Source organism: Anabaenopsis tanganyikae CS-531 (assembly GCF_029891675.1).
GTDB classification, from domain to species: Bacteria; Cyanobacteriota; Cyanobacteriia; order Cyanobacteriales; family Nostocaceae; genus Anabaenopsis; species Anabaenopsis arnoldii.
In genome coordinates, this window is sequence record NZ_JANQDF010000056.1 from 14,214 (window position 1) to 36,422 (window position 22,209).

Genomic DNA, 22,209 nt, shown 5'->3' on the forward strand with positions numbered 1-22,209 from the left:
CATAGAATTAATGATTTTTGGGGGTTGATGTATAAGCTCTTACCACAACCCCCGATGTTAGGCGTGGGGATTGTCAATCAAGCCTTTTGCTGTTGATACATCTGCTTAAATACAGCTTGTTGTACTTTATGATCTACAATTGGGGCGGGATAACCACAGGCTTGTAATTCTAAAGGTGGAATTTTGCCTGTGACTAAATATTCTGAGTCTACCGACCGGAGTTCTGATACCCATTGGCGAATATATTCTCCTTCCCCATCAAATTTTTGGGCTTGACTGGCTGGGTTAAAAATTCTTAAGGGCTTGGGATCCATACCACTAGAGGCGCTCCATTGCCATCCGCCATTATTTGCAGATAAATCACCGTCGATGAGTTTCTGCATAAAGTATTTTTCTCCCCATTGGGGATTGATAATTAAATCTTTGGTTAAAAAACTGGCGACAATCATCCGACACCGGTTATGCATCCAGCCAGTTTGATTTAATTGCCGCATGGCTGCATCTACAATAGGATAGCCGGTTTTACCTTCACACCAAGCCTGAAAATGTTCTTGGTTATTCCGCCAGGGAAAGTTTTTGAAGGTGTCGCGGTAAGCACCTGAAGCTAATTCGGGGAAGTTATACATGGCGTGTTGATAAAACTCCCGCCAGGCTAATTCCTGTTGCCATGTGCGGATACTATTTTCTGCTTCTTCGCTGTGGCTATGTTCTGCAGCCTCTAAGGTGGCTTGCCACACTGTACGAATGCCAATAGCTCCAAGTTTCAAAGCCGCACTCAGTCTAGATGTGCCATCAATTCCAGGCAAGTTACGCTGTTCTTGGTATTTTGTGATATGATGATTAGTAAATTCCTCTAACTGTGCCTGTGCTGGGGCTTCTCCCGGTTGAATAATTAATTCTTGCTCCCAAATATATCCTATGTCTTGGGCTGAGGGTAATTCAATTACCCCTACTTGTTTGGCAGTTTCTGCCTCAGTCTCTGTTAATCCTAGGGCATTTTCTAGGGTTGCTACTGGCTGCGCCTTGGGTCTGCTGCTCCAATTTCTCCAAAAAGGAGTATAAACAGTGTAAGGAGTTTTCGCACCTGTACGAATCTCTTCCGGTGGGTGCAGCAATTGGTCCCAAGTTTGCTGACATTCAATACCTTGTTGTTTGAGCGCAGACATCACCTCCCGATCCCTGGTTTGGGAATAAGGCTCTACGTCTGAGTTCCAAAATACGGCTTTGGCTTTTAAGGCCACTGCTAAGGCTGGTATGGCCCGGATGGGGTTGTTATGAATTATTAATAATTGGCTACCTACTTGAGTATATCTTTGTTGCAGTGCTTGTAAACAGCCAATCATGTATGTTACTCTGGCGGGGGCAATATCGTCTCGTTCCAGAATCTGGGGGTCAAGGCAAAATACCCCTACTATTTTGGCGCTCCGCTCCCTAGCCGCAGCTAGTCCTGTATTATCGGAAATACGTAAATCACGACGATGCCAAAACAAAATTAACTCAGACATTGCACACCAATAATACAGCAACGGACGGGTAATTGAACAACTAGAACAACTATTATATAGTTGGCATTTGACTTGTGATTTTTTCTGTGCTAGAATGCTAACATTAAGGTATTATAGGGTACGATTATTCAATCGCTCCATGAGTTGATGGGCGTGGCAGGCGATCGCCTGCCAATTGCCAGATTTTACCAGTGATGATGGGAATAATTGACCGCTCAAGCCCACAGCGATCGCCCCGGCTTGGATAAAATCCTCTGCATTGTCGGGGGTGACTCCCCCAGTGGGAATTAAGGGAATATGACCGAGTGGACCTTGTAAACTTTTAATGTAGTTGACCCCGCCCACAGCTTGCACGGGAAACACCTTGACACAGCTAGCTCCGTGACTCCAAGCGGTGACTATTTCTGTGGGGGTCAAAGCACCAGGAATAATGGGGACATTTTTGGCTAGTGCGGCTTGAATCATCGCCACATCAACATGGGGAGTAAAGAGAAATTGCGCCCCACAGGCGATCGCCTCTTGCAGTTGCTGGACATTGAACAGGGTACCAGTACCAATTACACAGTTTGGTAATTCTGCCCGTAATTGACTAATTAATTCCCCGGGGCGATGGCTATTCCAGGTAATTTCAATTAACTGCATTCCCCCAGAGGCGACCGCCATAGCCATTTTGGCAGCTAATTGCATATCTGAGGCGCGGATAACGGCGATCGCCCGGTGTTTTTGCAGATGTGATAACCAAACTTGATCAGACATGGATGTGATTTTACAACTGATTCCTAACTAGGGTTGGGAACAGGGAATAGGGAACGGGGAACACACCGAACAGTTTCAGCTATCTGTCATCCCCAAATTTTCTGATTTATTTAACCCAAAATGTACACTTTTGATAGGAAACCCTTCAAAAACCCTGAACCTATTTTCTTGTTTAGCCTCCTCAAAGCTTTGATTTATGGTTTTACATTTATTCACCAGAGCAACTAAATAACTCCTCCCACACAGAGAACTATATATCTAGTATCATCCACCCTGAGCCAGATGGAATCAGCAGTCAAGACTTTTAAGCTTAACTTAGTTACAGCCTAAATCTACCAGGTGTAAAACCCTATCCCTGGGGTTGTGAGCCAGAATTTTCAAAGATTAATTCCTATGCTTGATGCAACTATCACCAACATAGTCGATGGGGTGCGTGGGTACGCCCACCCCTTAACCGACGCTGCGCAAGACTACGACCCATTGCTGAACTTAATTGGCGAAGCCTCCTACTGTACCCATGAATTTTACCAGCAACGGGCAGAAATTACCAAGCGACTCATTCAAGAACAGGGATTTACAGCTTGATGATACCAAGGGGGTTCAACCTCTAGACCGCGTTCCTACCTGGGAAATGGGAGACGCACCCGAAACTTTTCCCTCTGGTCTTTAGAAAACCGGTTTTTACCCTGTGCTCACATCCCCAATCTTTGCTGTGACTCACTCACTCATGTAATTAATTGGAGCTAAAAATTATGGTATTAAGTCGCTGGGAACCTTTTAGAGAAATAGAAACCATGCAACGCCAGATGAATCGTCTCCTTGATCAAATTGCCGGACCGAGTGAAACTGGGGATATCCTGAGCGATCGCTTAACATTTGTACCCCCAGCAGAAATTGACGAAACCCCGGAGCAAGTCACCCTGCGGATGGAAATTCCCGGGATTTCACCCCAGGACTTAGATGTTAAAGTCGCCGCAGATACAGTTTCCGTCACGGGTGAGCGTAAATCTGAAATCAAAGAAGAAAAAACAGGGATGCGTCGTTCAGAATTTCGCTATGGCAGATTTCAAAGGATAATACCCCTACCATCTCGCATTCAGAACGATCAAGTACAAGCAGATTTTAGAAATGGTGTTTTATGTCTCACTATGCCTAAAGCCGAAGAAGAAAAGAGAAGAGTAGTTACCATTAGCTTACCAGGACAAGACCAGAAGGAGCTAACCGGCAGTTAACTCTCCATTTTTTTTGTGAACCAAGGGGCGATGCTCCCTCAACAGCAGTATTAAATTAATCTATCGCCCCCTTACCTATCAAACCATGCAGAAACCTACGCAGATTTACTCATTAGTTGCGATGATAACTGTGGAGGGCAATATTCAGGAACCAGCACTTTCAGCAGAGATAAGAGAGTATCTCTGTCTTCTGTTTGGGCTGCTAAGAATAGCTGATGCAGATATGGCTCTAGCTTTGTCCAAGGTATCATTGCTTCCTGGGCGGCATAAATTTTTGGATGTATAGTTCTTTGAACATTGTCTTCTTGAATCAACAGCTCTTCATAGAGCTTTTCCCCTGGACGCAACCCTGTGATCTTAATCTCAATGTCCTTCCCTAAAACTAGACCACTGAGTTTCACCATTTGCACCGCCAGATCGTAAATTTTCACCGGTTCCCCCATATCCAAGAGGAAAACCTCCCCCCCATCCCCCAGAGCGCCCGCTTGAATGACCAGGCGAGCTGCTTCGGGAATGGACATAAAATAGCGAGTAATTTCGGGATGGGTAATAGTAATCGGTTGTCGCTGCAAAATTTGCCGCTGAAATCGGGGTACGACTGAACCAGTACTATTTAAGACATTACCAAACCGCACCATAATCAAACGAGTGTAAGTGTCCGGCTGTTTTGATAAAGCTTGCAAAATCAACTCAGCCACTCGTTTGGTTGTTCCCATCACACTGGTGGGACGTACAGCCTTATCGGTAGAAATTAAAACAAAAGTCTCAACTTTACACTCATTGGCCGTGCGGGTAGCTACTAGTGTACCGTAAATGTTGTTAATCACTCCTTGGGCTGGGTTCATTTCCACTAAAGGAACGTGTTTGTAAGCCGCAGCATGATATAAAGTATCAACATCATATTCTGTAATTACCTGTTTGAGACGTTCGGCATCAGTTACTGAGCCTAGACAAGCAGAACAACATAAATTAGGGTAGGTTTCTCGTAACTCTATCTCAATGCTGTATAGTGCAAATTCATTTAATTCATATAGAACCAGGTGGCGGGGTTGTTGTTGAGCAATTTGGCGACAGAGTTCTGAGCCAATAGAACCACCCGCACCCGTGACTAAAACAGATTTATTTGTGATGTTGACTCGCAGTAAGTTGGGATCTGGTAGAACTTCCTCACGTCCTAAAATATCGCCTATATTAATTTGACGTACCTGATCGATGGAGACTTTACCAGATATGATTTCTGCTAGGGTGGGTACCGTTTTGACTTCTAAATCTAGAGCTTTGAGTTCCGCAACAATTTTTTGCTTTCTTTTGGGGGTAGCTGATGGAATTGCTAAGAGTACTAGCTGCACCTGGTACTTGTTAATTAGATATTCCAACTTATCAGGGCTATAAACCTGAATGCCATTAATCGCATGTTTCCATAGTTGTGAATTGTCGTCCACAAAGGCTATAATCTCAAAGTTGTTATCCTGAGCAAGTGCTTGGGATAGTTGAAATCCAGCTTGTCCGGCTCCATAGATAATTACTGGTTCCAGGAGTTGCTTGCTATCTGCTACACTACCATTGGGTTGAGAGTGCTGTTTTAATCTCAGGGGGGAACTCAAACCATATAACAGCCATCGGGCTATGAGTCTGACTGTGACTATTAAAATTAGTGTGATTAAAGTATCTAATATCTGAACAGAGATGGGGAGGAAATTGACCCGGAAAATCAAATCCAGGATGATCAATCCTCCTTGTCCCAGGATAACTGATTTGAATGCTGTGTATAAAAAGGCAAATTCACTGTACTTGAGGACATTTTTGTACATTCCCAGTAGGGAAAATAACAGGATTTTTCCGGGAATCAGCAGAATAATCAAAGCGAGATGTTTACCCAGCATATCCAAAGGAAATAAACTCTGGGAATTTATGCAAAATGCAATATAAATTGCCAATAAAAATAGTAGAGAGTCAGTTAAATAGAGAATCAGATGCTTTTTGGTTCTTGAGGAAGTCTTGAGAAAATGGGCAATATTTTTGATAAAAACAGTTTTTTTCAAAACACTAAGCAGAAAATATGTTATTCGCATAATTATGTATGTGAAAGTGTGATCAAACAGTTTTGAAATTAAATTTGGTATAAATTAAGTATTAATAATCAAATCCCCGACTTCTCGTAACACTTGTACATTACCAGGAGTCGGGGATATTTGGGGGATATATTAGTAAATTTACACAGTTATGATCTGCTATTCCCTCTCGCCGATTGTAAGCGGGGATTGTAACTGGCTCCGGTGCGCCCGGTAACTAACCACAGCACTGAGCGCCCTATGTCCCTAGCGATACGGGGGCGAGCTTCTCGCCGAGAGCTTTGGGAGGGGACGGGGACGGGAGTAAAGGCGATTCCCTGACTACCAAAAACGATAGTTGCGATCGCCTGGGAGCGGGGCATATGGTAGTCTGAGGTGACGAGATAGACGTGGCGAATATTATTTTGTTGCAAAGGTGCAACCATGGTGGTAAAATTAGTAACTGTATCTGTGGCGCGGTTGTCGTACTGGATGCGATCGCCTCCCTGTAGCCCTTGGTTGTCAAGTCCGCCTAAGATGCTGCGGATTTCCGGGTCGCCCACGGAGACCCAGATGGGAAGGTCAGGGAATTCTTGAGCCATTTCTCGGGTGAATTTGGCTCTGCTGCTGTCCCCACTGAGCATCAAGATGGCTTGGGGCTGGGGGTTTTGTTGAAGTGCTATGGCTAGACGCAGGGGGATAGCGGTGGCTATGGTGAACATTCCCAAGCAACCAGCTAGGGTAAATAGGCGCAGAGGTTTGAGCATAATCCATGGATGAGATTTCAGCTATATGCCTATGTTAGAGGCAAATTTTTCATCTGAGATAATTTTCCCCAGATATCCGTTTATCTCACCTTGACCTGAGATTCTAGCCACCGGTTAAATGTGGTTAGGGTAGTTTTAATTTTTGGTAAAATTACTTCTATATCGCACCCGTGGTAGTGTTAAAGGCGATCGCACCAGCACCAGTGTATTTAACAGTAATATTCCTATTTTTCCTGATGTGTACCATTTAACCAAGCTTCTAGGTCAGCAATGGCAGTAAAGTCTAGGAGGGCTTCCCCTAGGGACTCCAGTTGATTCAGGTCTAAGGAACGGATTTGAGCTTCTTGGTTGGGTGAAAATACTCCACAGCGACGCTTCAACAGACGGATAATTAGCTGGGCTTCACCCTCCTGTCTACCTTCGGCTTTACCTTCGGCTTTACCTTCCTTAGCTCCTAGTTGAAACACATCCCGATAGAATCTTGTCTGGGTAATATCTGCTGTTTTCAGGTCTAACATCTTCAATATTTCCTCTGGACTGATTTGGGGGAATTTGCTTACTAGTATAGCCTCTATCAAGTCTAGTCTTTGTGTGAATTGTGTTTTGTTCTCTACATTTTGCAGTAGTTTTTGGGCTGCTTCACCTACCCGGTTTTGAGGGAGAACGATTAACTGTAATATTCCCAGGTTAGGACTTAGGTCTGTTTCTGACAGCAAGTCTTCCAGGTAAAGTCTCTGTACTTTTTTCTCTAAATCTCCATAAGGTATTTCTGACCCCAGTTCATGACCACGGGATTTGAGGATGATTAGTCCCCGCCATGGTCTGCTGATGTTGTATTCTTTCAAGTATGAGTGGACTGAGGCAAAGTAGCGCCCATAAAAACCTTTATCTGGTTCCATTTGCGCTTCCACAAATACTATGGGTAGGTTGAGGTCGTCCCCTATGGGAGTTAAAACCCCATCGTAGCGAAATTCCTCTGCCTTAATCACTGGGGCGGAGTAGTCAAACTCACAGTCTGGAGGAATTCCCGGTATCAGTTCAGCCAGTAGGCTCTTTTGAGTTAGGAATATACGGTAAAATAGCTTGTCTGTTTTCATCACTCTGGGTAGGTTGATGTCCTCCCCTATGGGAGTTAATACCCCATCGTGGCGAAATTCCTCTACCTTAATCACAGGGTCGGAGTATTCAAACTCACAGTCTGGAGGGATTCCTGGTATCAGTTCGGCAAGGATACCTGGTTGAGTTAGGAATATGCGGTAAAATAGCTTATCTGTTTTCATCTTTTTTCAGAGCAGCGATCGCCCCCAGGGTAGTGTTAAAGGCGATCGCCTATTATTTCACCCTATATCAATTGCAGAATAAACAACCGCTTCACATATCATCTTTTACATCTTTTGTCAATACCTTCTCACGAGAATCTGTAGTAAGTTGCTTTAAATACATTTCCAGAAAGGCGATCGCGGCTATTGTTATGAGTAAGTTTATCCAGGCTCCAACACTAGCGAACAGATAAATGTTCAGGCCTATGGCACTGGTAAATATCATATAGCTAATGGCGACCTGGGAGTGATTCCATCCGGCTTGGTGTAAACGTTGATATAGGTGAGTGCGATGGGCTTTAAAAATATTTTCCCGGCGCTTTAACCTGCAAATTAAGGTATAAATAGCGTCTCCAGCAATAGGTAAGGTGATGGTTAAGGCTGACCATGCTTGCACAACAGAGCCATCATGGGAATAATTGAATAGGGCTATGGCTACTGTAGCCCCTAAGACAGTACTCCCTACATCTCCCATAAATATCTTGGCGGGGGACCAGTTCCAGTACAAAAATCCCGCTAGAGCAGCTATCAGCAGCACCCACAGAGGTTGATTTCCCATCAGTGCTATCAAACTCAGTTGAATCATGGTTACCCCCGCTACTAGACCATCTAAACCATCCATGAAGTTGTAGAAGTTAATCAGGGCGGTCATACCCACGAGGGTGAGAAGGATAGCGACTGTAATACCAACCGGACCGAGGTTGGTTAACCAGGGTTGAGGAAAGATCCCAAAGAAAGATATGGCAATACTGGCTGCAACTATCTGTACTAAGTATCTCAGCCTAGCTGGAATTTGCCAACGGTCATCCAGTAAGCCAACCACTGTCAGAGGTAGGAGTACTAACCAGATATGGCTAACGTTGATCTGGGCTGTACTGAGAGTATTGGGGGTAAATAGCCAGGAAAAGCACCAACTGACAATGAAAAAGGAGGCTACAAAACCCAGTCCGCCCCCTCTGGGGGTAGGTTGAGTGTGGGAACTGCGCTCATTGGGAATATCTATGAGATGGGCGCTAAGTTGATTTTTGATCAGATAGACCAACAGACAACTAAGCAGGAAGCTCAGGGGAATGAATATGAGGTAAATCACTTGGTATGAAATTGGTATTAGATTTTAGATGTCTAAGTTAAAGCAAGTAGATGCATGGGGTGTAATTTATAAATCTTTGTATAAAATTAATGGTTAATATTTGCTAGTATAATCTGTAATTGCAACTAGTCAGATCCCCGACTTCTGCTGATAATCTTCTCATGCGATCACAAGTGCTGATAGAAGTCAAGGATCTTTTACAGAGGCGTTGGGCTTTTGCCTAGGAGGGATGCTGTAAATTCCAGTTGTCCAAACACCAGGTAATGAGTTTAAATAATCCCTTGTGCCCGCATCAGGGCGATTTCTTCTCTCAGACCTGTTTCTAATGAGCGGGGCGTAAAACCAAAGTCTCGTGTAGCTGCTGCGTAAGGATAGGCTTTATCTTCTTGGAGTCGCAGAATTTGTTCCCGTCTCACCGGGGAACGTCTACCCAGGGTTTTCTCTAGGAGAGTAGCTAAAGTAATACCCATGCTAAAAGGTAGAGAAAGCTGATATACAGGTTTACCCATGAGTTTGCTTAGGAGTTTGAGCAGGTCTCGAAAGGTGAGAATGGTTTCCCCAGAGAGGTCGTAGGCTCCCTGGATATGTGGGGATTGCCAAACATCGAGGAGAGCTTGGGCTAAGTCCTCAGTATGGACTGGTTGTAGGAGATTATTGCCCTTACCGAAGACAGGAAAGAATTGATACCGATGGCAAAACTTGATCAGCTTGTGTAGGTTTTTGTCTTTGGGAGAACCATAAATCATGGTTGGGCGTAGCAAGCAATAAGACCCACCATACTGGGATAGAACTTGTTCTGCTTGTTTATACTCAGCTGAATATTGGTTGTATTGAGAGTAAACCCCTGTTGTACCAATGATGATTAATCGCGGAGTTTGCTGGAATTTATTCAAGCTATCGAGGAGGGTAGGAATCTGGCGCAGTTGGACTAAATGAATAATGGTTGTAAAAGCTGCTTGGGATAGAACTGTGTCCCATGTATTGGGGTTAGCGCTGTCGCCTTGGTGATAGGTAAGTTTGAGATTTAGGGAGTTTATGAGATCGCGGTTACTGCTAGGACGAACTAAGCAACTGATTTCCGAGCCAGGATGAAGGGTGGCAATTTTTTGCAGGAGTAGTCCACCGGTGAGTCCTGTGGCTCCTGTTAATAATGTTTTCATAATATAAGATAAGTTATTTATCCCTGAGATTTAGATTTGAGTAATACGTTTTCATAGGTCTGGTAAGTTTGAGTAAACATATGATCAAAGGTAAATTCCTGTTCATATCTTTGTCGGGCTGCGGTTCCCATTTTGTAACGTAATTCCGCATTTTTTATTAGTTGCTTGAGTCGGTCTTCCAAGGTGTGCACATCACCGCGAGGGATGGTGAAACCAGAAACTCCTTCATCAATAGCTTCTGCTGCTCCACCAACATCGGAAGCAATCACTGGTAGTCCCGCCCGCATGGCTTCAATAATAGTTAGGGGAAAGCCTTCCCAATGGGAGATTAGGGCAAATATTTGGGCTTGAGCTAAGACTTGAGCAATATCTTGGCGGAAGCCCAGAAAGTTTACTGTTTGGGAAAGACCTAATTTAACAGCGAGGTTTTTGATATTATCTAGTCCAGGTCCATCTCCCACCAAGTTGAGTTGAGCACCGGATACTCTTTGAAAGGCTTGGAGCAAGGTGTAGTGATCTTTTTGTTTATCAAACCGGGCTACCATGACAATTTTCACTGGCTCACTATCAGCGGGGTTCGACCTCAGGGATGGGGAAATATCTGGCATACCATTGTGAATGGTTTTAAGTCGCTTGGGGTTCATACCGGTTTTTAACCCGATATATCGGTCGTGGTCAGACACACAGATAATTTGATTGGACAATGGTTCTGCCAATCGCTCAATGATTTGATAAATTTTGCGGGTAGGTTGAGGAACACCTTCAGTAAAAGCCCAACCGTGGGCTGTGAACAAGCAAGGAGTTTTGGTTATTTTCCCGGCTAAACGCCCCAAAATTCCTGCTTTACTGGAATGGCTGCTAATAATATCGGGGCGGAATTGTTTAATAGTTTGGAGGAAAAACCGCAGGGTCTGCCAGTCTTGAAAGGGCTTAATCTGTTTGTGAAATGTTGTACAAGCACGAAAGTCTATATTGTTGGTGTATAGGTCGTCCGTGTAAAGTCCCGGCATTCCAGTAATAACTAGGACTTGATGTCCATCAGCTTGTAAGGCCTTACTCAAGTCACGCACATGAACTTGTACACCCCCAACTGTATCTGCGCGGGTGATTATATATAAGATTCTCATTATTAAGGTTGGTAAGTAGTATTCAGTTAGGTCTTAGAAGCACTGAAAAGCCAGATATACAAAGTTCTTCATCTGATTCTGAGTTTAGATCCCCGACTTCTATCAGCACTTGTGATCAGATAACAAGATTGTGTTCAGAAGTCGGGTATCTTTGGCCTTGACCTATTAACTAAGATTGTGTTTTCAAACTTCTATTTAATTTATACCTGATAATAATTGCTATACCAATCGATAAAACGCCTGATACCCACGTCAATGGGAGTGGCGGGTTTAAACCCCACATCTGCAATTAAATCATCAACATCAGCATAGGTCATGGTTACATCTCCGGGTTGCAGAGGCAACATATTCTTTTGCGCCTTCATCCCCAAGCAGTTTTCTATAACCTCAATGAAATGTAACAACTCCACGGGATTGTTATTACCAATGTTATATATTTTATAAGGTGCTTTACTAGTCCCTGGGTCAGGTTTATCCCCCGACCAATGAGGATTACCTTGGGGAATAGTATCGATAACTCTTACCACCCCTTCGATAATATCATCAATGTAAGTAAAATCACGTTTCATTTTACCATAATTGAATACATCAATGGGTTGACCTGATAAAATGGCTTTGGTAAATAAAAAGTACGCCATGTCCGGCCTTCCCCATGGTCCATAAACGGTAAAAAAGCGTAGTCCGGTGGTGGGTAAGCCGTAGAGGTGGCTGTAAGTATGTGCCATTAGCTCGTTGGCTTTTTTACTGGCAGCATATAAACTAATCGGGTGGTCTACATTATCATGGACGGAAAAGGGTATTTTAGTGTTGGCTCCATAGACAGAACTGGAGGAGGCAAATACTAAATGTTTGACTTGGGAGTGACGACAACCTTCTAAGATGTTGGTGAATCCCAGAATATTACTGTTAATATAGGCGTGGGGATTTTGGAGAGAATACCTCACCCCAGCTTGGGCTGCGAGGTTGACAACTACATCAAATTGATGTGTTGTAAATAGGTTGTTGATTCCCTCTTGATCCGCTAAGTCCAGTTGAGTAAAGGTGAATAGCTGCTCTGATTGCAGTTGAGCGAGGCGAGCTTGTTTGAGGGAAACGTCATAGTAGTTATTCAGGTTATCGAGTCCTATAACCTCGTCACCGCGGTTTAATAGTCGCTGGCTCAGGTGGAAGCCAATAAAGCCTGCAGCACCTGTAACTAAGATTTTCATAATTTTTTTATTGGCATCCTAGGGTTTAGATGTTTAACTAAACAAATTTTGGTAACAATTCATCAATTGTTTCTAAGTGATGGAAACCACATACTCATAGTTCTTACCGGGGGTAAGTATAGGTAAAACCGATGACTAGATGAGATAAATTCTGCTATTCCACCAGTTCAACATGGAACTATTACTTTCACCCAGGGTTATTAGAACTTAATCAAGGCGATCGCTTCTCATTTATGGATGCTCATCTGATATTCAAGCTAGTGGACAGGTAAGCGATCGCCCTCTGACATTTCTTAGTAACGTACTTGTGCGATCGCCTTCCATTGTACAAATAAATTTTAACACTCAGTATATTTGTATTTACATCATGGCACTTAGTTTACATTACAACCGGTTCACAATCACCATTACTTTTCAGCTAAAATCAGAGCTAATCCCAGATCAATAATTTCCTGGCGATCAACCATCTTCTCTAATGTTTCTATATCGTAAATCCCCTCTGCTACTTCCAAGGATGCAGCATTGAGGGCTTGTTCGTAACTGTCTTCTAGACACAGGCGCAGTTCTGGAGGTTGGAGATAATACCCTCCTGCTTTGCGCCGTTTATTTTTCCTTTGAATCTCCAGAGCCGAGTTACGAATAGAAACATCCCAAGAACGTGTAGTCCTATTTTCAGCCTGTTGTTTAATCAGATGCAGGAGCAGAATTTTCCCATGACTACAAATATTATTGATTTTGTCGTCTCTGCTCATTTCTTCCAAGTCTTCCACAATGGCTAGCGCCCCAGAAATATCACCTTGAAGCAACAAGCCTTTTAATTCTAAGAGTTCTTCCATAGGTTAGGGTCATCTAGCTCATCTACTGTATATCTCTCAATTAGTTTATACTTCGGTATTATAGCGTAGTTGGTGAAAACTATTCAGGTGTTGCTGTTGGCTGTGGGGTCAATCAAAGCCAGGGCGTGATTGATAATTTCCTGTTGATTCACCAGGTTTTCTAACTCTTCGGTTTCGTAACGTCCCCCTTCTACTTCCAGAGAGGCTTGATCAATAGCCATGGGGTAAGCAACCTCTAGGATTTGAAGTAAATCTTCTGGGTTTAAATAATGTCCCCCTGCTTTGCGCCGCTTATTTTTTTCCCTAATTTCTCTGACACTATTGCGAATAGAAACATCCCAGGAGCGCGTGGTACGCTTTTCTGCCTGTCGCTTAATTAAGTGCAGTAGCAGTATAACTGTGTAACTACGAATATTGTTGATTTTGTCATCCCGACTCATTTCTTCTAAGTCTTCAACAATGGCTAGCGCCCCAGAAATATCACCTTGAAGCAACAAACCTTTTAATTCTAGGAGTTCTTCCATAGCTGAGGATGATTTAACTTAGCTCTTTTTCTAGTCAGATTTTAGCACTTTAAAATTGATTCCTATTGAGAGAGGTGTTTAACTGCTTCTTCTTTTTCAGTCTCAAAGGAGCGATCGCCTCTATTATATTATCCTAGGAATAAAACCCCTATCAATCCCTCAGATGGTAAAAATCTCAACTATGGTCAGGGGAATCGCTCTCTACTTCTTTGGTGGTGTCAATTGCTGCTTTGAGATTATTGATGCTATATTGCGGTTGATATCAAAGCCTACTATATCTGTGGGGCTAAAGCTACAGGAAGACTAATATAGCACCAAGTACGCAAATGCAATCATTTTATTTTTTGATCAAATCACTAGATTTATTATTTTTGTAGCTTTTGAATTACTTATGTTTACATGAGTTGAGTACTACTTTTTTCGCAAGACGATATTGTAATGAGTAAAAGCGATTGCAAACCATGGTGGAACCAATTTTTCTAGCCATGCATAACCTTCAGCACCAGGTAAATCTGGCAAAATCCTGAAGTATCTTTTTGAAACTACCTCAAACCCATTATTTTTGAACAGTCTAGCCAGAATACCAGGCGTAGTAATGCGCTCGTTGCCATACACATGCTCTATGCCATGGTTATCAGTAAAACGTTTTATGGTCTTAAAACCTCGCTGACGGAACAGGGATAATTGAATTAGTGGATTCCAACCATTCCCCTCTGAAATGATTATGTATCCTCCAGGCTTTAATATATCAAAACAGATAGCCGGTAGGTTTTCTCGCGGTTCAATATGATGAAATGCCTGTTCCATCCATATTACATCAATGGTATTTGACCCAACATTCAAGTCAAAAATATTAGCAAATTTAAAATCTGCATCAATTTCAAATTTCACATTATCTCTAAGAATACGTAAACGTTCTCTAGCAACATTTAAACGTGGTTCACTTAAGTCAATACCTAATACTGAAGCACCTTTTATAGCAAACCATAATGACTCTGTACCACAGCCACAGCCGACCTCCAATATCCTCGGTCTTCCTTTGAAACTTGATAAAGTATCTTCTATTTCTTTGACTTGATTTCCATAATGTTTAGCAATATATTTGCCGAAATTACGCTTGTAGGAGTAATAATATTTGTCAAATATACGTTGGTTGTCATCTGAAAGTTTTTCAGATAACAACCACCACTCCATAAATTTTGTAATATTTGTTGTATTAATCATGATGCCAAGCAACCTAATAATTAGAGTTCATTGAATATCTAACCTCAAAGCAATAATAACCTAAACATTATCGTTCATTTACTAACCTTTAGTTTTAAAGTGTAAAGTTCTTGATACAGTGACTCATAAAGCCTCACCACATGATTAATTTCAAAGTTTTCCTGAATCCGATGGCGAGCATGTTCCCCCAGGGTGAGACGCTGGGAACTTGGGAGACTGAGTAAGGAGTCGAGAGCCTCAGCTAAACTGATCATGTCATTAGGATCAACAACTTTACCTGTCTCCCCAACAATATAGCCTGAGTCCCCCACATCGGTGACAACACAAGGAACACCACACCCCATGGCTTCACCCAAAACATTGGGAAAGCCTTCGCCATAGGAAGAAGGGGAAACTAAAACATCCAGGGAAGCCATGAGCCGGGGAATATCTTGACGCAGACCTAACAAATGGGTGACGTGGCTGACTTGAGCCTTGTCGATGGCTTGCATCAGTACAGAATTATCAGTATCAATACCACTTCCCGCCAGCAAGAAATGGGCATCTGGTCTTTTTTGATGTAGATAGCCAGCAGCTGCAAAAAAGCCTGTATGATTCTTCTGGGGGTCAAAGCGAGCAATCACACCCACCAAAGGTGTATCGGCTGCAATTCCTAACTCTTGTCGTACAGATTCACGCAAGTTTGGGTTGGGCTGAAATCTTTCTAGATCAAAACCGTTCGGTGTGACTATGAATTTATCTGGAGCATAACCAAGTGATGTATGAATATCCTTCGCTATAGCAGAACAGCACTGAATGCGATGGGGAATAATTGGGGATAGTCGCGCACATAATCCTGCAACCAATCGAGTAGTGGCTTTATTCTTTTCTTTGGATAGGTCACTATGGCGAATATTCCAAATTACCTTTGACACTCCAGCCATAGGAGCGGCCAATCCCCCCAGTAAGTCAGCATGATACATCCAGGTATGAACTATATCAGGTTGACTGTGTTTTAATAACTTGACTAGCTTGAGTAAAGCCAAGGGATTGGGAATTGTGCGACTCATACCCAAGGCTGTGACGGGAATACCTAGGGCTTGAATGCGTTTACCGATCGCACCAATATCAGTTAGGGATATGACTTGAGGGGTAAATTCTGGTGATAACCGCTCTAGAAGTTTGAGCAGCATCATTTCTGCTCCGCCAGTGTTAAGTCCGGTGATGATAAGAGTAAGTTTAATCACATGGGTACGATTGAGTAGTGGGATATCAAGCCTATTAGCCATATTGTAATAATTTGTCACCGCTAAAATAGCTAATACCAGCAATCTATAGGATAAAAGGATGGGGTTACCCACCAATCCCGGTAGACTGACTTGCCGATCTAAACCCAGACTTTCGACTCTTATCTGAATTTAGTGATAAATTCAGATAATTTGGTCATATGGTGATGGTAATCAAATACTTCACGACCTCGCCTTTGACCTGCAATCCCAATCTGTAATGCACGCTCCGGATATTGCCATAATCTTATAATTCCATAGGCTAAAGCATTTGATGTGTCTGCTGATACAATCTCTGCATGGATTCCGGCATCCAAATATCGGGGAACATCTGGAACATTGGTAGTTAACACTGGACGCCCTGTTGAAAGAAACTCAGGTAGTCTAGTGGGAAATGCAGCGTTGACAGTTTGGCAATCAGGACGAGGTAACACTAAGCAATTGGCAGAACAAAGTGTAGAAAGGTAATTTTCATCACTTACTCTCCCCAAGAAACGTACACGAAAACGTAAAATTTCATCTTGTTCGCAAATCTGGCGTTGTTTTGCCGCAGGTCCTGATAAACCATCTGTGCCCAAAACGTCTAAACGAATAGGACACCCTTTGGAAAAGGCTATTTTGACTGCATCTAATAAGTTTTCAAATCCATCACCAAGTTTACAAGTACCTGCATAAAGTACAACAAACTGTTTATCTTTAATTTCTGTATCTGGGGGTTTTAGTTGCTGACTGAGAGAATAATCAAAAATACTAGGAAGAATCAAGCAAGGAATTTGGTGACGAATGTACTTTTCTGAAATATAATGGGTGATGGAAATTACACCTTGAGAACCCAAAAGCGGTAAATAACGTCCTAACCAATCGTCATAAAACATAGGATTAATCAGCCCGCCTTTAAATTGGCTAGGGGGGAACCACTCCACCATATCGTAAAATAGTGGAACACCATAAAAACGTGCCAGCATGACCACAGGCAAATAAGATATTACACTTCTGCCATAAATCATGATGCTGTCAACTTGGGCAGTGTGTATTAATTTATAAACCCTGACCCAGCTTTTGTAAATAGCTTGCAAGTATTTCCAAATGCGTTGGATAAGCGATAATTTTCTACCATCATTCTCGTAACAGTTTTCAGTTTCGTATTTGATATTTTGCCAAGATAGTTCCCCGGTATCTGTGTGGTCTTCATTCCGCAAAGGTATACGCGCAGTTGTTACAACAAACACTTCAAAACCATTTTCGTTCAATCCCTTAGCCAAAGTCCTTATTCTTGATGCTGCAGCACTTCCAAATGGGAACTTAAACCAACCAATAATTAATATTTTATGATTTTTCTGCATAGAAGAACGAAATTTATTTGTAATAATTGAGGACTAAGTTTATGGAGTCAAAGACGGAGTAAATTCACGGTCATAAAATTGAGCATGAAGAGATTGTTCAAAACAAGTATAGATCAACAGTGTTCCCAAACCATTTATTGCTACTTGGCTATTGGGCACTTGTCCCTAATTTCACAGCCAAGAATGGTTGCAGCGATACTATTAAATATTGCTATGATGTCATCTTTACTAGCCAGTTTAAATAACAAAATTAATTTTTCAGACGATACTTTGTTGAATCAACGAGAAATATTATCACATAATAGTTTAAAAATCCTATAGGATGGGGTCTCTGTAAAAAGTTTAATGCCATAATTAACCAGCATGATATTAATAGGTTTCTATGTACAGTGTTTGATTGACTAAAAACTAGATATGTCCAGTAGAAGACACCTAAAAATGAAACTAAAGTACCCACTATTCCATATATTGCCAATGGTGCAAAAAGGTTAGCCCCCATGTAAATATTATAGTACTTACTACTTATATCTTCACGATATCTATGCCCTTGTCCAATTAAAGGTGAATCCATGAAAGCTTCCGCCGCCAGAGAAAAAAGTTCAGATCTGTTATCACCAACAGTTAGTCCTTCTGAAGAACTTTCATCTCGTTCAAATCTCTGTATGGTCAGACGATATAGTGTGAAATTAGTTTCACTATCGTATTTAGCAGTATTTACATAAAATCCTAGGGATGCGATGATAATTGATCCTAACAAAAAATATTTTAGTCGTTTAAAATTACCGTAAAAAATAATTAAGTATACGGAAACTGTAATATAAAATGCCATGGATAAAGTAAAGATTCCTCCTATTATTATTATCCACTCTAGTTTCTTGGAAAAGCCATATATTTTATTAATCAGCAATGCAAAAGTAATGTAATAAGCAAAAGTTCCTGGTTCATCAAAGAAACCTGCAATTCTTATTATAGTTGCTCTCCCAACATGATTAATTGAGTTACTAAATGTCAGGAGAAAATTATAAGCTGTTCTTGTATCAAGATTTTGATGAGTTGAAACTATATCTATTGCCCCTACTATTCCCAAAAAGAAAGCCGCAGTTCCCATAATAGCCATGAGAGTTATTACGTAAATGAAACTCTTCGCCATCTTATGGATTGAATAAAAATTATATACATAAATGTAAAGTAAAAGTATTGCTATATACTGTATACTTATTGTAATATAACTCCCTTGATGGAATTCACCATGGAGGAAAGAAAGGGGAAATACAAAGAAGAATGCTTGAGCAATGAGGATGCCGACCATTGTTCGGTTAGGAAGAATAATTCGACCCTTGATAACTAAGAGAAAAGAGGTTAAAGCTAGTCCACCAGCGATGAGGATTTTATGAGGGTGGTTTGGGACTGCAAAAATAAATGTAAACGGTGCTGCAGATGTAAAAAGAATCCAAATAAGCAAAAAGTTGAGAAAATCTCCGCGGGTTGAGAGGAATCTTATGTCTTGAGAATTAAGACTATCATAATTATTTTTGCGGTTTTTCCATTGGTCTAGAATTTCTAAATTACTCATATATTCATGTTGATAATAAAAATATTTACCATTTACAATCTCTCTAATAGCGAATTCATCTAATTAGGGAGCATAAAGACCAATATCCTGCAGATAGTGTACTGCCATTCGTTGATTAATCAGGTCATATCTATCATAAGGGCGGATCGCTCCCAGTTAGAGGATGTCTGTCAGGGCGGATCGCTCTTGGTTAAAGGATGTTTGTTAGGGCGATCGCCCCTGAGTGGTTATGCTACCTGAATATATTCCCAGGGGTTTTTAGCCTGGGGTAGAGGTTGGTTATTTTCTTGGTAAAGCTGAAGATAACTGTCAATCACTTGCTGGCCATGTTTGGCTGCTTCCTCATAAGTATTACCGTGGGTGTGGATGTCTTGAAAAGGGAAGTCAGGGAGGTGGACTACATAGCAGTTATCCTCTTGAGACCAGAAAATAATCATACTATAATGTGAATTCATTGCAATTCTTCTAGTCTTGCGAGTCTTTGTTTAAGTTTCTCTAAATAGATTTTAGCATCGTCACCATCCTTACCTGCAATTGTAATCGGCATATCTGGCATTTTTTCGTGAATCCAGATTGTGTGACTACCTTTACCAGTCCGTTGGATAAATCCGGCTTTTAACAACATTGCCTTTAGTTCTCGAATTTTTCTAGGCATTCAATTAAAAGTTATTAAATAAATATATCGATCCCCGTCAGCTGTTAGTTAAGTCATATTTTTCAGGGCGATCGCGCTTGGTTAAAGGATGTTTTTCAGGGCGATCGCCCTTGGTTAAGTCATATTTTTCAGGGTGATCGCAATTTTTTTTGGCTGAATATATGCTGATTCCAACTCAGATGTTACATGAGTTTCTGGTATGGGCAATAATATTACTTATTAACTAAAACAGAATTATAAACATTTTGATATGCATCAGCCACCACCTTTACAGACCATTTGTCAACTGCGCGTTGTCGTGCCGCCAGTCCAAGGGTCATCAGTCGTGAGAAGTCAGATAAAAGCCACTGTATACCGTGAGCCAAATCAGTGGTATCAAAGGCTTTGGCTAAATATCCAGTTTTGAGATGTTCTACAATATCAGGTAGCCCACAGGTATTAAAGGCAATCACTGGGGTTCCACAGGCGTGAGCTTCCAAGCCGGTATTAGGTAAGTTATCTTGGCGGGAAGGAATTATCATGACATCAGCCGCACTATAAAGAATACGTAGACTGAGTTCATCATGCAAACGCCCCATGTAGTGAATGGGAAAACCTAAATCAATGGGTTCCTTTGGTGCTAGTTGCCCGAACACGACTAATTGTAATCCAGGCATTTGTCCCCGTAGATGGTTGAGGGCTGCTTGCAACAGGTCAAATCCCTTACGGGGGTCACGACTACCGTTTAAGGCACCAAATAACAGCAAGGGAACATCAAGAGGGAGATGCAAGAGTTTTCGCGCTAGGTTTTTCTCAAAGGGTTGCCAAATATCGGTGTTAATGGTGTTTGGCACTACCCTAACTGGCCAATCAGCCATTAAGGCACTTTTGGTCACACAATCTGCCAACCATTGACTGGGGGTAACGATTTGCAGAGGTTTTTGCCAGTGTTTACGCTTCCGGTTCCATGTCCAGCGGTTGAGGTCAAACCCACTTTCATAACTGGGGCGGTTATCTTTCCAGTAGCCCTGACACCACCGGAATTCTTCGGTGTAATGTTCTGCTCCACAGAAAGCCCACATATCATGGAGAGTCCACACTACGGGCTTACCCAGTTTAGTAATGTCAGGGATTGACAACATTTCACCATTCACCCAGTGCAGGTGTAACACATCTGCATCTGTGCAATTCAGGCGATCAGACCAGGTAGAGGGGATAATGGCAGGGGAATGGAGAATGGGGTTATCTGTTCGCAGCCATTGTCGGGGTAAGCTCCCCAATTGGGGGCGGAGTCGAGCTAATCCCTTGGCGAGTTTGGTTTTATGACTCTGTACAGTCCAATCACCGGAGGTTGCTACATTCACCGCCATAGTGGAATCTAGTCCATGGAGGCGTAGAGCTTGGTGGATACGATAGGCAGCCCGGGCTGCGCCACCCTGTATATCAGAGTGGCTAATATGGATTATTTTCATTTGATTAGAAAATTTCTTGATATTCTTAATATCGATGTATAATTAATTATGGTTTTCACCACCTCAATTGCTTTTTAGGATACGAATTAGCTTTAAGCGCAATCGCAATATAAATAGCAAGGGCTTCCTGAAAACTGTACTTTTTTGAGACCATGTTATGGCGGTTAGATAAAACTTATTGAAACGGGAAGGATTGAGAGCAACCACTTCTGACATGAGTTCCTTAGCTACATCAAATTTTTTACCTACCAAGTAGGAAAATACTAAACTTGTCAATCGAATTGGTAATATCGAGCTAGTATTAGCAAAACTCTCAAAAGCTTTATGTCCATCTCTCTCCAGGGGATCAAAGCCTTGATCCCTCCTTGTCATGGCGCAAGCAACGGCAAACTCCGACAAATAAGTTTGCTTTTTCACCTTGGAGGGAACTTTACTGACAGAACTGACAGAACCTTCAATTGGTTCCCTTTGATATAAGATTTTTGGAACAATAGCAAAACGAGTGACTGTAGCCATTCTTAACCAAAGGTCGTGATCCTGGGCAAACTCGAAAAATTCACGATAGCCCCCCACTTGATCATAGCAGCTGCGCCGAAACATCACTTCTCCGTGACTAAAGAGGTTATAATTAATTAATTGAGATAGTTGATCCTCAGCTATAGTTCGGCATACAACCTCCCATGTATTTTTCACCATGTTAAAATTGCGCATATAACAGCCCACAACCCCAACATCAGGATTTCTCATCAGTAAGTCAACTTGCATCTCTATGCGATCAGGTAAAGAAATATCGCCAGACCCATGAATCGCAATTAATTCTCCTTGAGAAGAAGCAATTGCACCACGCAAAGCCCTTACCAATCCTTTGTTTTCGTGGGTGAGCAGACGAATTCGTGGATCTTGATAAGATGCCAGTTCATCTAAAGTGTTGTCTGTTGAGCCATCATCTACCAGAATAATTTCGACATTTGAATATGTCTGCTTTAGTAGACTATCGACAGAAGGCTTTACATAAATAGCACGATTGTAAAAAAGCGAAATAATACTAACAAGGGGTTTATCTAAAACTTCATTGCTGTGTGTCTGATTCACTTCTCAATTTTACCTTTGCTAGGTTATATAG

Annotated in this window: 21 protein-coding genes; 2 read left to right on the plus strand and 19 right to left on the minus strand. The window is 41.9% G+C overall.

Annotation, left to right across the window (positions count from 1 at the left end):
* Positions 1–77: 77 nt before the first annotated feature.
* Both NWP22_RS05655 and NWP22_RS05660 read right to left on the minus strand, forming a co-directional pair.
* The gene (locus NWP22_RS05655) at positions 78–1,505 is read right to left on the minus strand and encodes an FAD-binding domain-containing protein (RefSeq protein WP_280801617.1); all 1,428 of its coding nucleotides are present in this window, start codon (positions 1,503–1,505) and stop codon (positions 78–80) included.
* A 111-nt stretch (positions 1,506–1,616) separates the two neighbouring features.
* Positions 1,617–2,261 carry a bifunctional 4-hydroxy-2-oxoglutarate aldolase/2-dehydro-3-deoxy-phosphogluconate aldolase gene (locus NWP22_RS05660; protein ID WP_271734933.1) on the minus strand — a complete coding sequence of 215 codons (645 nt, stop codon included), beginning with the start codon at positions 2,259–2,261 and terminating at the stop codon, positions 1,617–1,619.
* A gap of 393 nt (positions 2,262–2,654) precedes the next feature.
* On the opposite strand from NWP22_RS05660, the gene NWP22_RS05665 reads away from it, so the two are divergent.
* Together NWP22_RS05665 and NWP22_RS05670 are read left to right on the plus strand one after the other, a co-directional pair.
* A complete protein-coding gene (locus NWP22_RS05665) occupies positions 2,655–2,846 on the plus strand; it encodes a hypothetical protein (protein ID WP_271734932.1) in 192 nt (63 codons plus the stop codon).
* 167 nt (positions 2,847–3,013) lie between these two features.
* A complete protein-coding gene (locus NWP22_RS05670; protein ID WP_271734931.1) occupies positions 3,014–3,493 on the plus strand; it encodes an Hsp20/alpha crystallin family protein in 480 nt (159 codons plus the stop codon).
* Positions 3,494–3,588: 95 nt separating this feature from the next.
* On the opposite strand, the gene NWP22_RS05675 is transcribed toward NWP22_RS05670, so the two are convergent.
* From NWP22_RS05675 to NWP22_RS05755, 17 genes are all read right to left on the minus strand, one after another.
* A complete protein-coding gene (locus NWP22_RS05675) occupies positions 3,589–5,535 on the minus strand; it encodes a polysaccharide biosynthesis protein (RefSeq protein ID WP_280801618.1) in 1,947 nt (648 codons plus the stop codon).
* A 179-nt stretch (positions 5,536–5,714) separates the two neighbouring features.
* A complete protein-coding gene (locus tag NWP22_RS05680) occupies positions 5,715–6,311 on the minus strand; it encodes a YdcF family protein (RefSeq protein WP_271734929.1) in 597 nt (198 codons plus the stop codon).
* 224 nt (positions 6,312–6,535) lie between these two features.
* Complete coding sequence (locus NWP22_RS05685; RefSeq protein ID WP_280801619.1) at positions 6,536–7,591, minus strand: DUF2887 domain-containing protein; 1,056 nt, start codon at positions 7,589–7,591, stop codon at positions 6,536–6,538.
* 91 nt (positions 7,592–7,682) lie between these two features.
* On the minus strand, positions 7,683–8,672 hold the full coding sequence (locus tag NWP22_RS05690; RefSeq protein ID WP_271734926.1) for an MraY family glycosyltransferase: 990 nt from the start codon (positions 8,670–8,672) through the stop codon (positions 7,683–7,685).
* 317 nt (positions 8,673–8,989) lie between these two features.
* Positions 8,990–9,880 (minus strand): NAD-dependent epimerase/dehydratase family protein, encoded by an 891-nt coding sequence (locus NWP22_RS05695; protein WP_271734925.1) that lies wholly within the window; start codon positions 9,878–9,880, stop codon positions 8,990–8,992.
* Positions 9,881–9,897: 17 nt separating this feature from the next.
* Positions 9,898–11,007, minus strand: coding sequence for a glycosyltransferase family 4 protein (locus NWP22_RS05700; RefSeq protein WP_271734924.1), 1,110 nt, complete (start codon positions 11,005–11,007; stop codon positions 9,898–9,900).
* A 200-nt stretch (positions 11,008–11,207) separates the two neighbouring features.
* The gene (locus tag NWP22_RS05705) at positions 11,208–12,215 is read right to left on the minus strand and encodes an NAD-dependent epimerase (RefSeq protein ID WP_271734923.1); all 1,008 of its coding nucleotides are present in this window, start codon (positions 12,213–12,215) and stop codon (positions 11,208–11,210) included.
* Between the two features lie 407 nt (positions 12,216–12,622).
* Positions 12,623–13,051, minus strand: a complete 429-nt coding sequence (locus NWP22_RS05710) for a DUF29 family protein (protein ID WP_271734922.1) — start codon at positions 13,049–13,051, stop codon at positions 12,623–12,625.
* Between the two features lie 83 nt (positions 13,052–13,134).
* Positions 13,135–13,575 carry a DUF29 family protein gene (locus tag NWP22_RS05715; RefSeq protein ID WP_271734921.1) on the minus strand — a complete coding sequence of 147 codons (441 nt, stop codon included), beginning with the start codon at positions 13,573–13,575 and terminating at the stop codon, positions 13,135–13,137.
* 411 nt (positions 13,576–13,986) lie between these two features.
* Complete coding sequence (locus NWP22_RS05720; RefSeq protein WP_271734920.1) at positions 13,987–14,799, minus strand: class I SAM-dependent methyltransferase; 813 nt, start codon at positions 14,797–14,799, stop codon at positions 13,987–13,989.
* 74 nt (positions 14,800–14,873) lie between these two features.
* Entirely contained in the window at positions 14,874–16,067 is a 1,194-nt protein-coding gene (locus tag NWP22_RS05725) for a glycosyltransferase family 4 protein (RefSeq protein WP_271734919.1), read from the minus strand.
* Positions 16,068–16,186: 119 nt separating this feature from the next.
* Positions 16,187–17,407, minus strand: coding sequence for a glycosyltransferase (locus NWP22_RS05730; RefSeq protein WP_271734918.1), 1,221 nt, complete (start codon positions 17,405–17,407; stop codon positions 16,187–16,189).
* A 250-nt stretch (positions 17,408–17,657) separates the two neighbouring features.
* Complete coding sequence (locus tag NWP22_RS05735) at positions 17,658–18,980, minus strand: hypothetical protein (protein WP_271734916.1); 1,323 nt, start codon at positions 18,978–18,980, stop codon at positions 17,658–17,660.
* Positions 18,981–19,207: 227 nt separating this feature from the next.
* The gene (locus tag NWP22_RS05740; protein WP_271734914.1) at positions 19,208–19,435 is read right to left on the minus strand and encodes a type II toxin-antitoxin system HicB family antitoxin; all 228 of its coding nucleotides are present in this window, start codon (positions 19,433–19,435) and stop codon (positions 19,208–19,210) included.
* Positions 19,432–19,635, minus strand: a complete 204-nt coding sequence (locus NWP22_RS05745; RefSeq protein ID WP_271734913.1) for a type II toxin-antitoxin system HicA family toxin — start codon at positions 19,633–19,635, stop codon at positions 19,432–19,434. The genes NWP22_RS05740 and NWP22_RS05745 overlap by 4 nt, the downstream gene beginning before the upstream one ends.
* A gap of 212 nt (positions 19,636–19,847) precedes the next feature.
* A complete protein-coding gene (locus NWP22_RS05750; RefSeq protein ID WP_271734912.1) occupies positions 19,848–21,086 on the minus strand; it encodes a glycosyltransferase family 4 protein in 1,239 nt (412 codons plus the stop codon).
* Between the two features lie 63 nt (positions 21,087–21,149).
* Positions 21,150–22,178, minus strand: coding sequence for a glycosyltransferase family 2 protein (locus tag NWP22_RS05755; protein ID WP_271734910.1), 1,029 nt, complete (start codon positions 22,176–22,178; stop codon positions 21,150–21,152).
* Positions 22,179–22,209: the final 31 nt, after the last annotated feature.

Bases quoted from the DNA above. Each gene is read 5' to 3' on its own strand.
- NWP22_RS05655 (WP_280801617.1), bottom strand. From the start codon at position 1,505: ATGTCTGAGTTAATTTTGTTTTGGCATCGTCGTGATTTACGTATTTCC.
- NWP22_RS05695 (WP_271734925.1), bottom strand. From the start codon at position 9,880: ATGAAAACATTATTAACAGGAGCCACAGGACTCACCGGTGGACTACTC.
- NWP22_RS05750 (WP_271734912.1), bottom strand. From the start codon at position 21,086: ATGAAAATAATCCATATTAGCCACTCTGATATACAGGGTGGCGCAGCC.
- NWP22_RS05740 (WP_271734914.1), bottom strand. From the start codon at position 19,435: ATGAATTCACATTATAGTATGATTATTTTCTGGTCTCAAGAGGATAAC.
- NWP22_RS05735 (WP_271734916.1), bottom strand. From the start codon at position 18,980: ATGAGTAATTTAGAAATTCTAGACCAATGGAAAAACCGCAAAAATAAT.
- NWP22_RS05665 (WP_271734932.1), top strand. From the start codon at position 2,655: ATGCTTGATGCAACTATCACCAACATAGTCGATGGGGTGCGTGGGTAC.
- NWP22_RS05745 (WP_271734913.1), bottom strand. From the start codon at position 19,635: ATGCCTAGAAAAATTCGAGAACTAAAGGCAATGTTGTTAAAAGCCGGA.
- NWP22_RS05715 (WP_271734921.1), bottom strand. From the start codon at position 13,575: ATGGAAGAACTCCTAGAATTAAAAGGTTTGTTGCTTCAAGGTGATATT.
- NWP22_RS05670 (WP_271734931.1), top strand. From the start codon at position 3,014: ATGGTATTAAGTCGCTGGGAACCTTTTAGAGAAATAGAAACCATGCAA.
- NWP22_RS05685 (WP_280801619.1), bottom strand. From the start codon at position 7,591: ATGAAAACAGATAAGCTATTTTACCGCATATTCCTAACTCAACCAGGT.
- NWP22_RS05680 (WP_271734929.1), bottom strand. From the start codon at position 6,311: ATGCTCAAACCTCTGCGCCTATTTACCCTAGCTGGTTGCTTGGGAATG.
- NWP22_RS05725 (WP_271734919.1), bottom strand. From the start codon at position 16,067: ATGGCTAATAGGCTTGATATCCCACTACTCAATCGTACCCATGTGATT.
- NWP22_RS05700 (WP_271734924.1), bottom strand. From the start codon at position 11,007: ATGAGAATCTTATATATAATCACCCGCGCAGATACAGTTGGGGGTGTA.
- NWP22_RS05720 (WP_271734920.1), bottom strand. From the start codon at position 14,799: ATGATTAATACAACAAATATTACAAAATTTATGGAGTGGTGGTTGTTA.
- NWP22_RS05705 (WP_271734923.1), bottom strand. From the start codon at position 12,215: ATGAAAATCTTAGTTACAGGTGCTGCAGGCTTTATTGGCTTCCACCTG.
- NWP22_RS05730 (WP_271734918.1), bottom strand. From the start codon at position 17,407: ATGCAGAAAAATCATAAAATATTAATTATTGGTTGGTTTAAGTTCCCA.
- NWP22_RS05660 (WP_271734933.1), bottom strand. From the start codon at position 2,261: ATGTCTGATCAAGTTTGGTTATCACATCTGCAAAAACACCGGGCGATC.
- NWP22_RS05710 (WP_271734922.1), bottom strand. From the start codon at position 13,051: ATGGAAGAACTCTTAGAATTAAAAGGCTTGTTGCTTCAAGGTGATATT.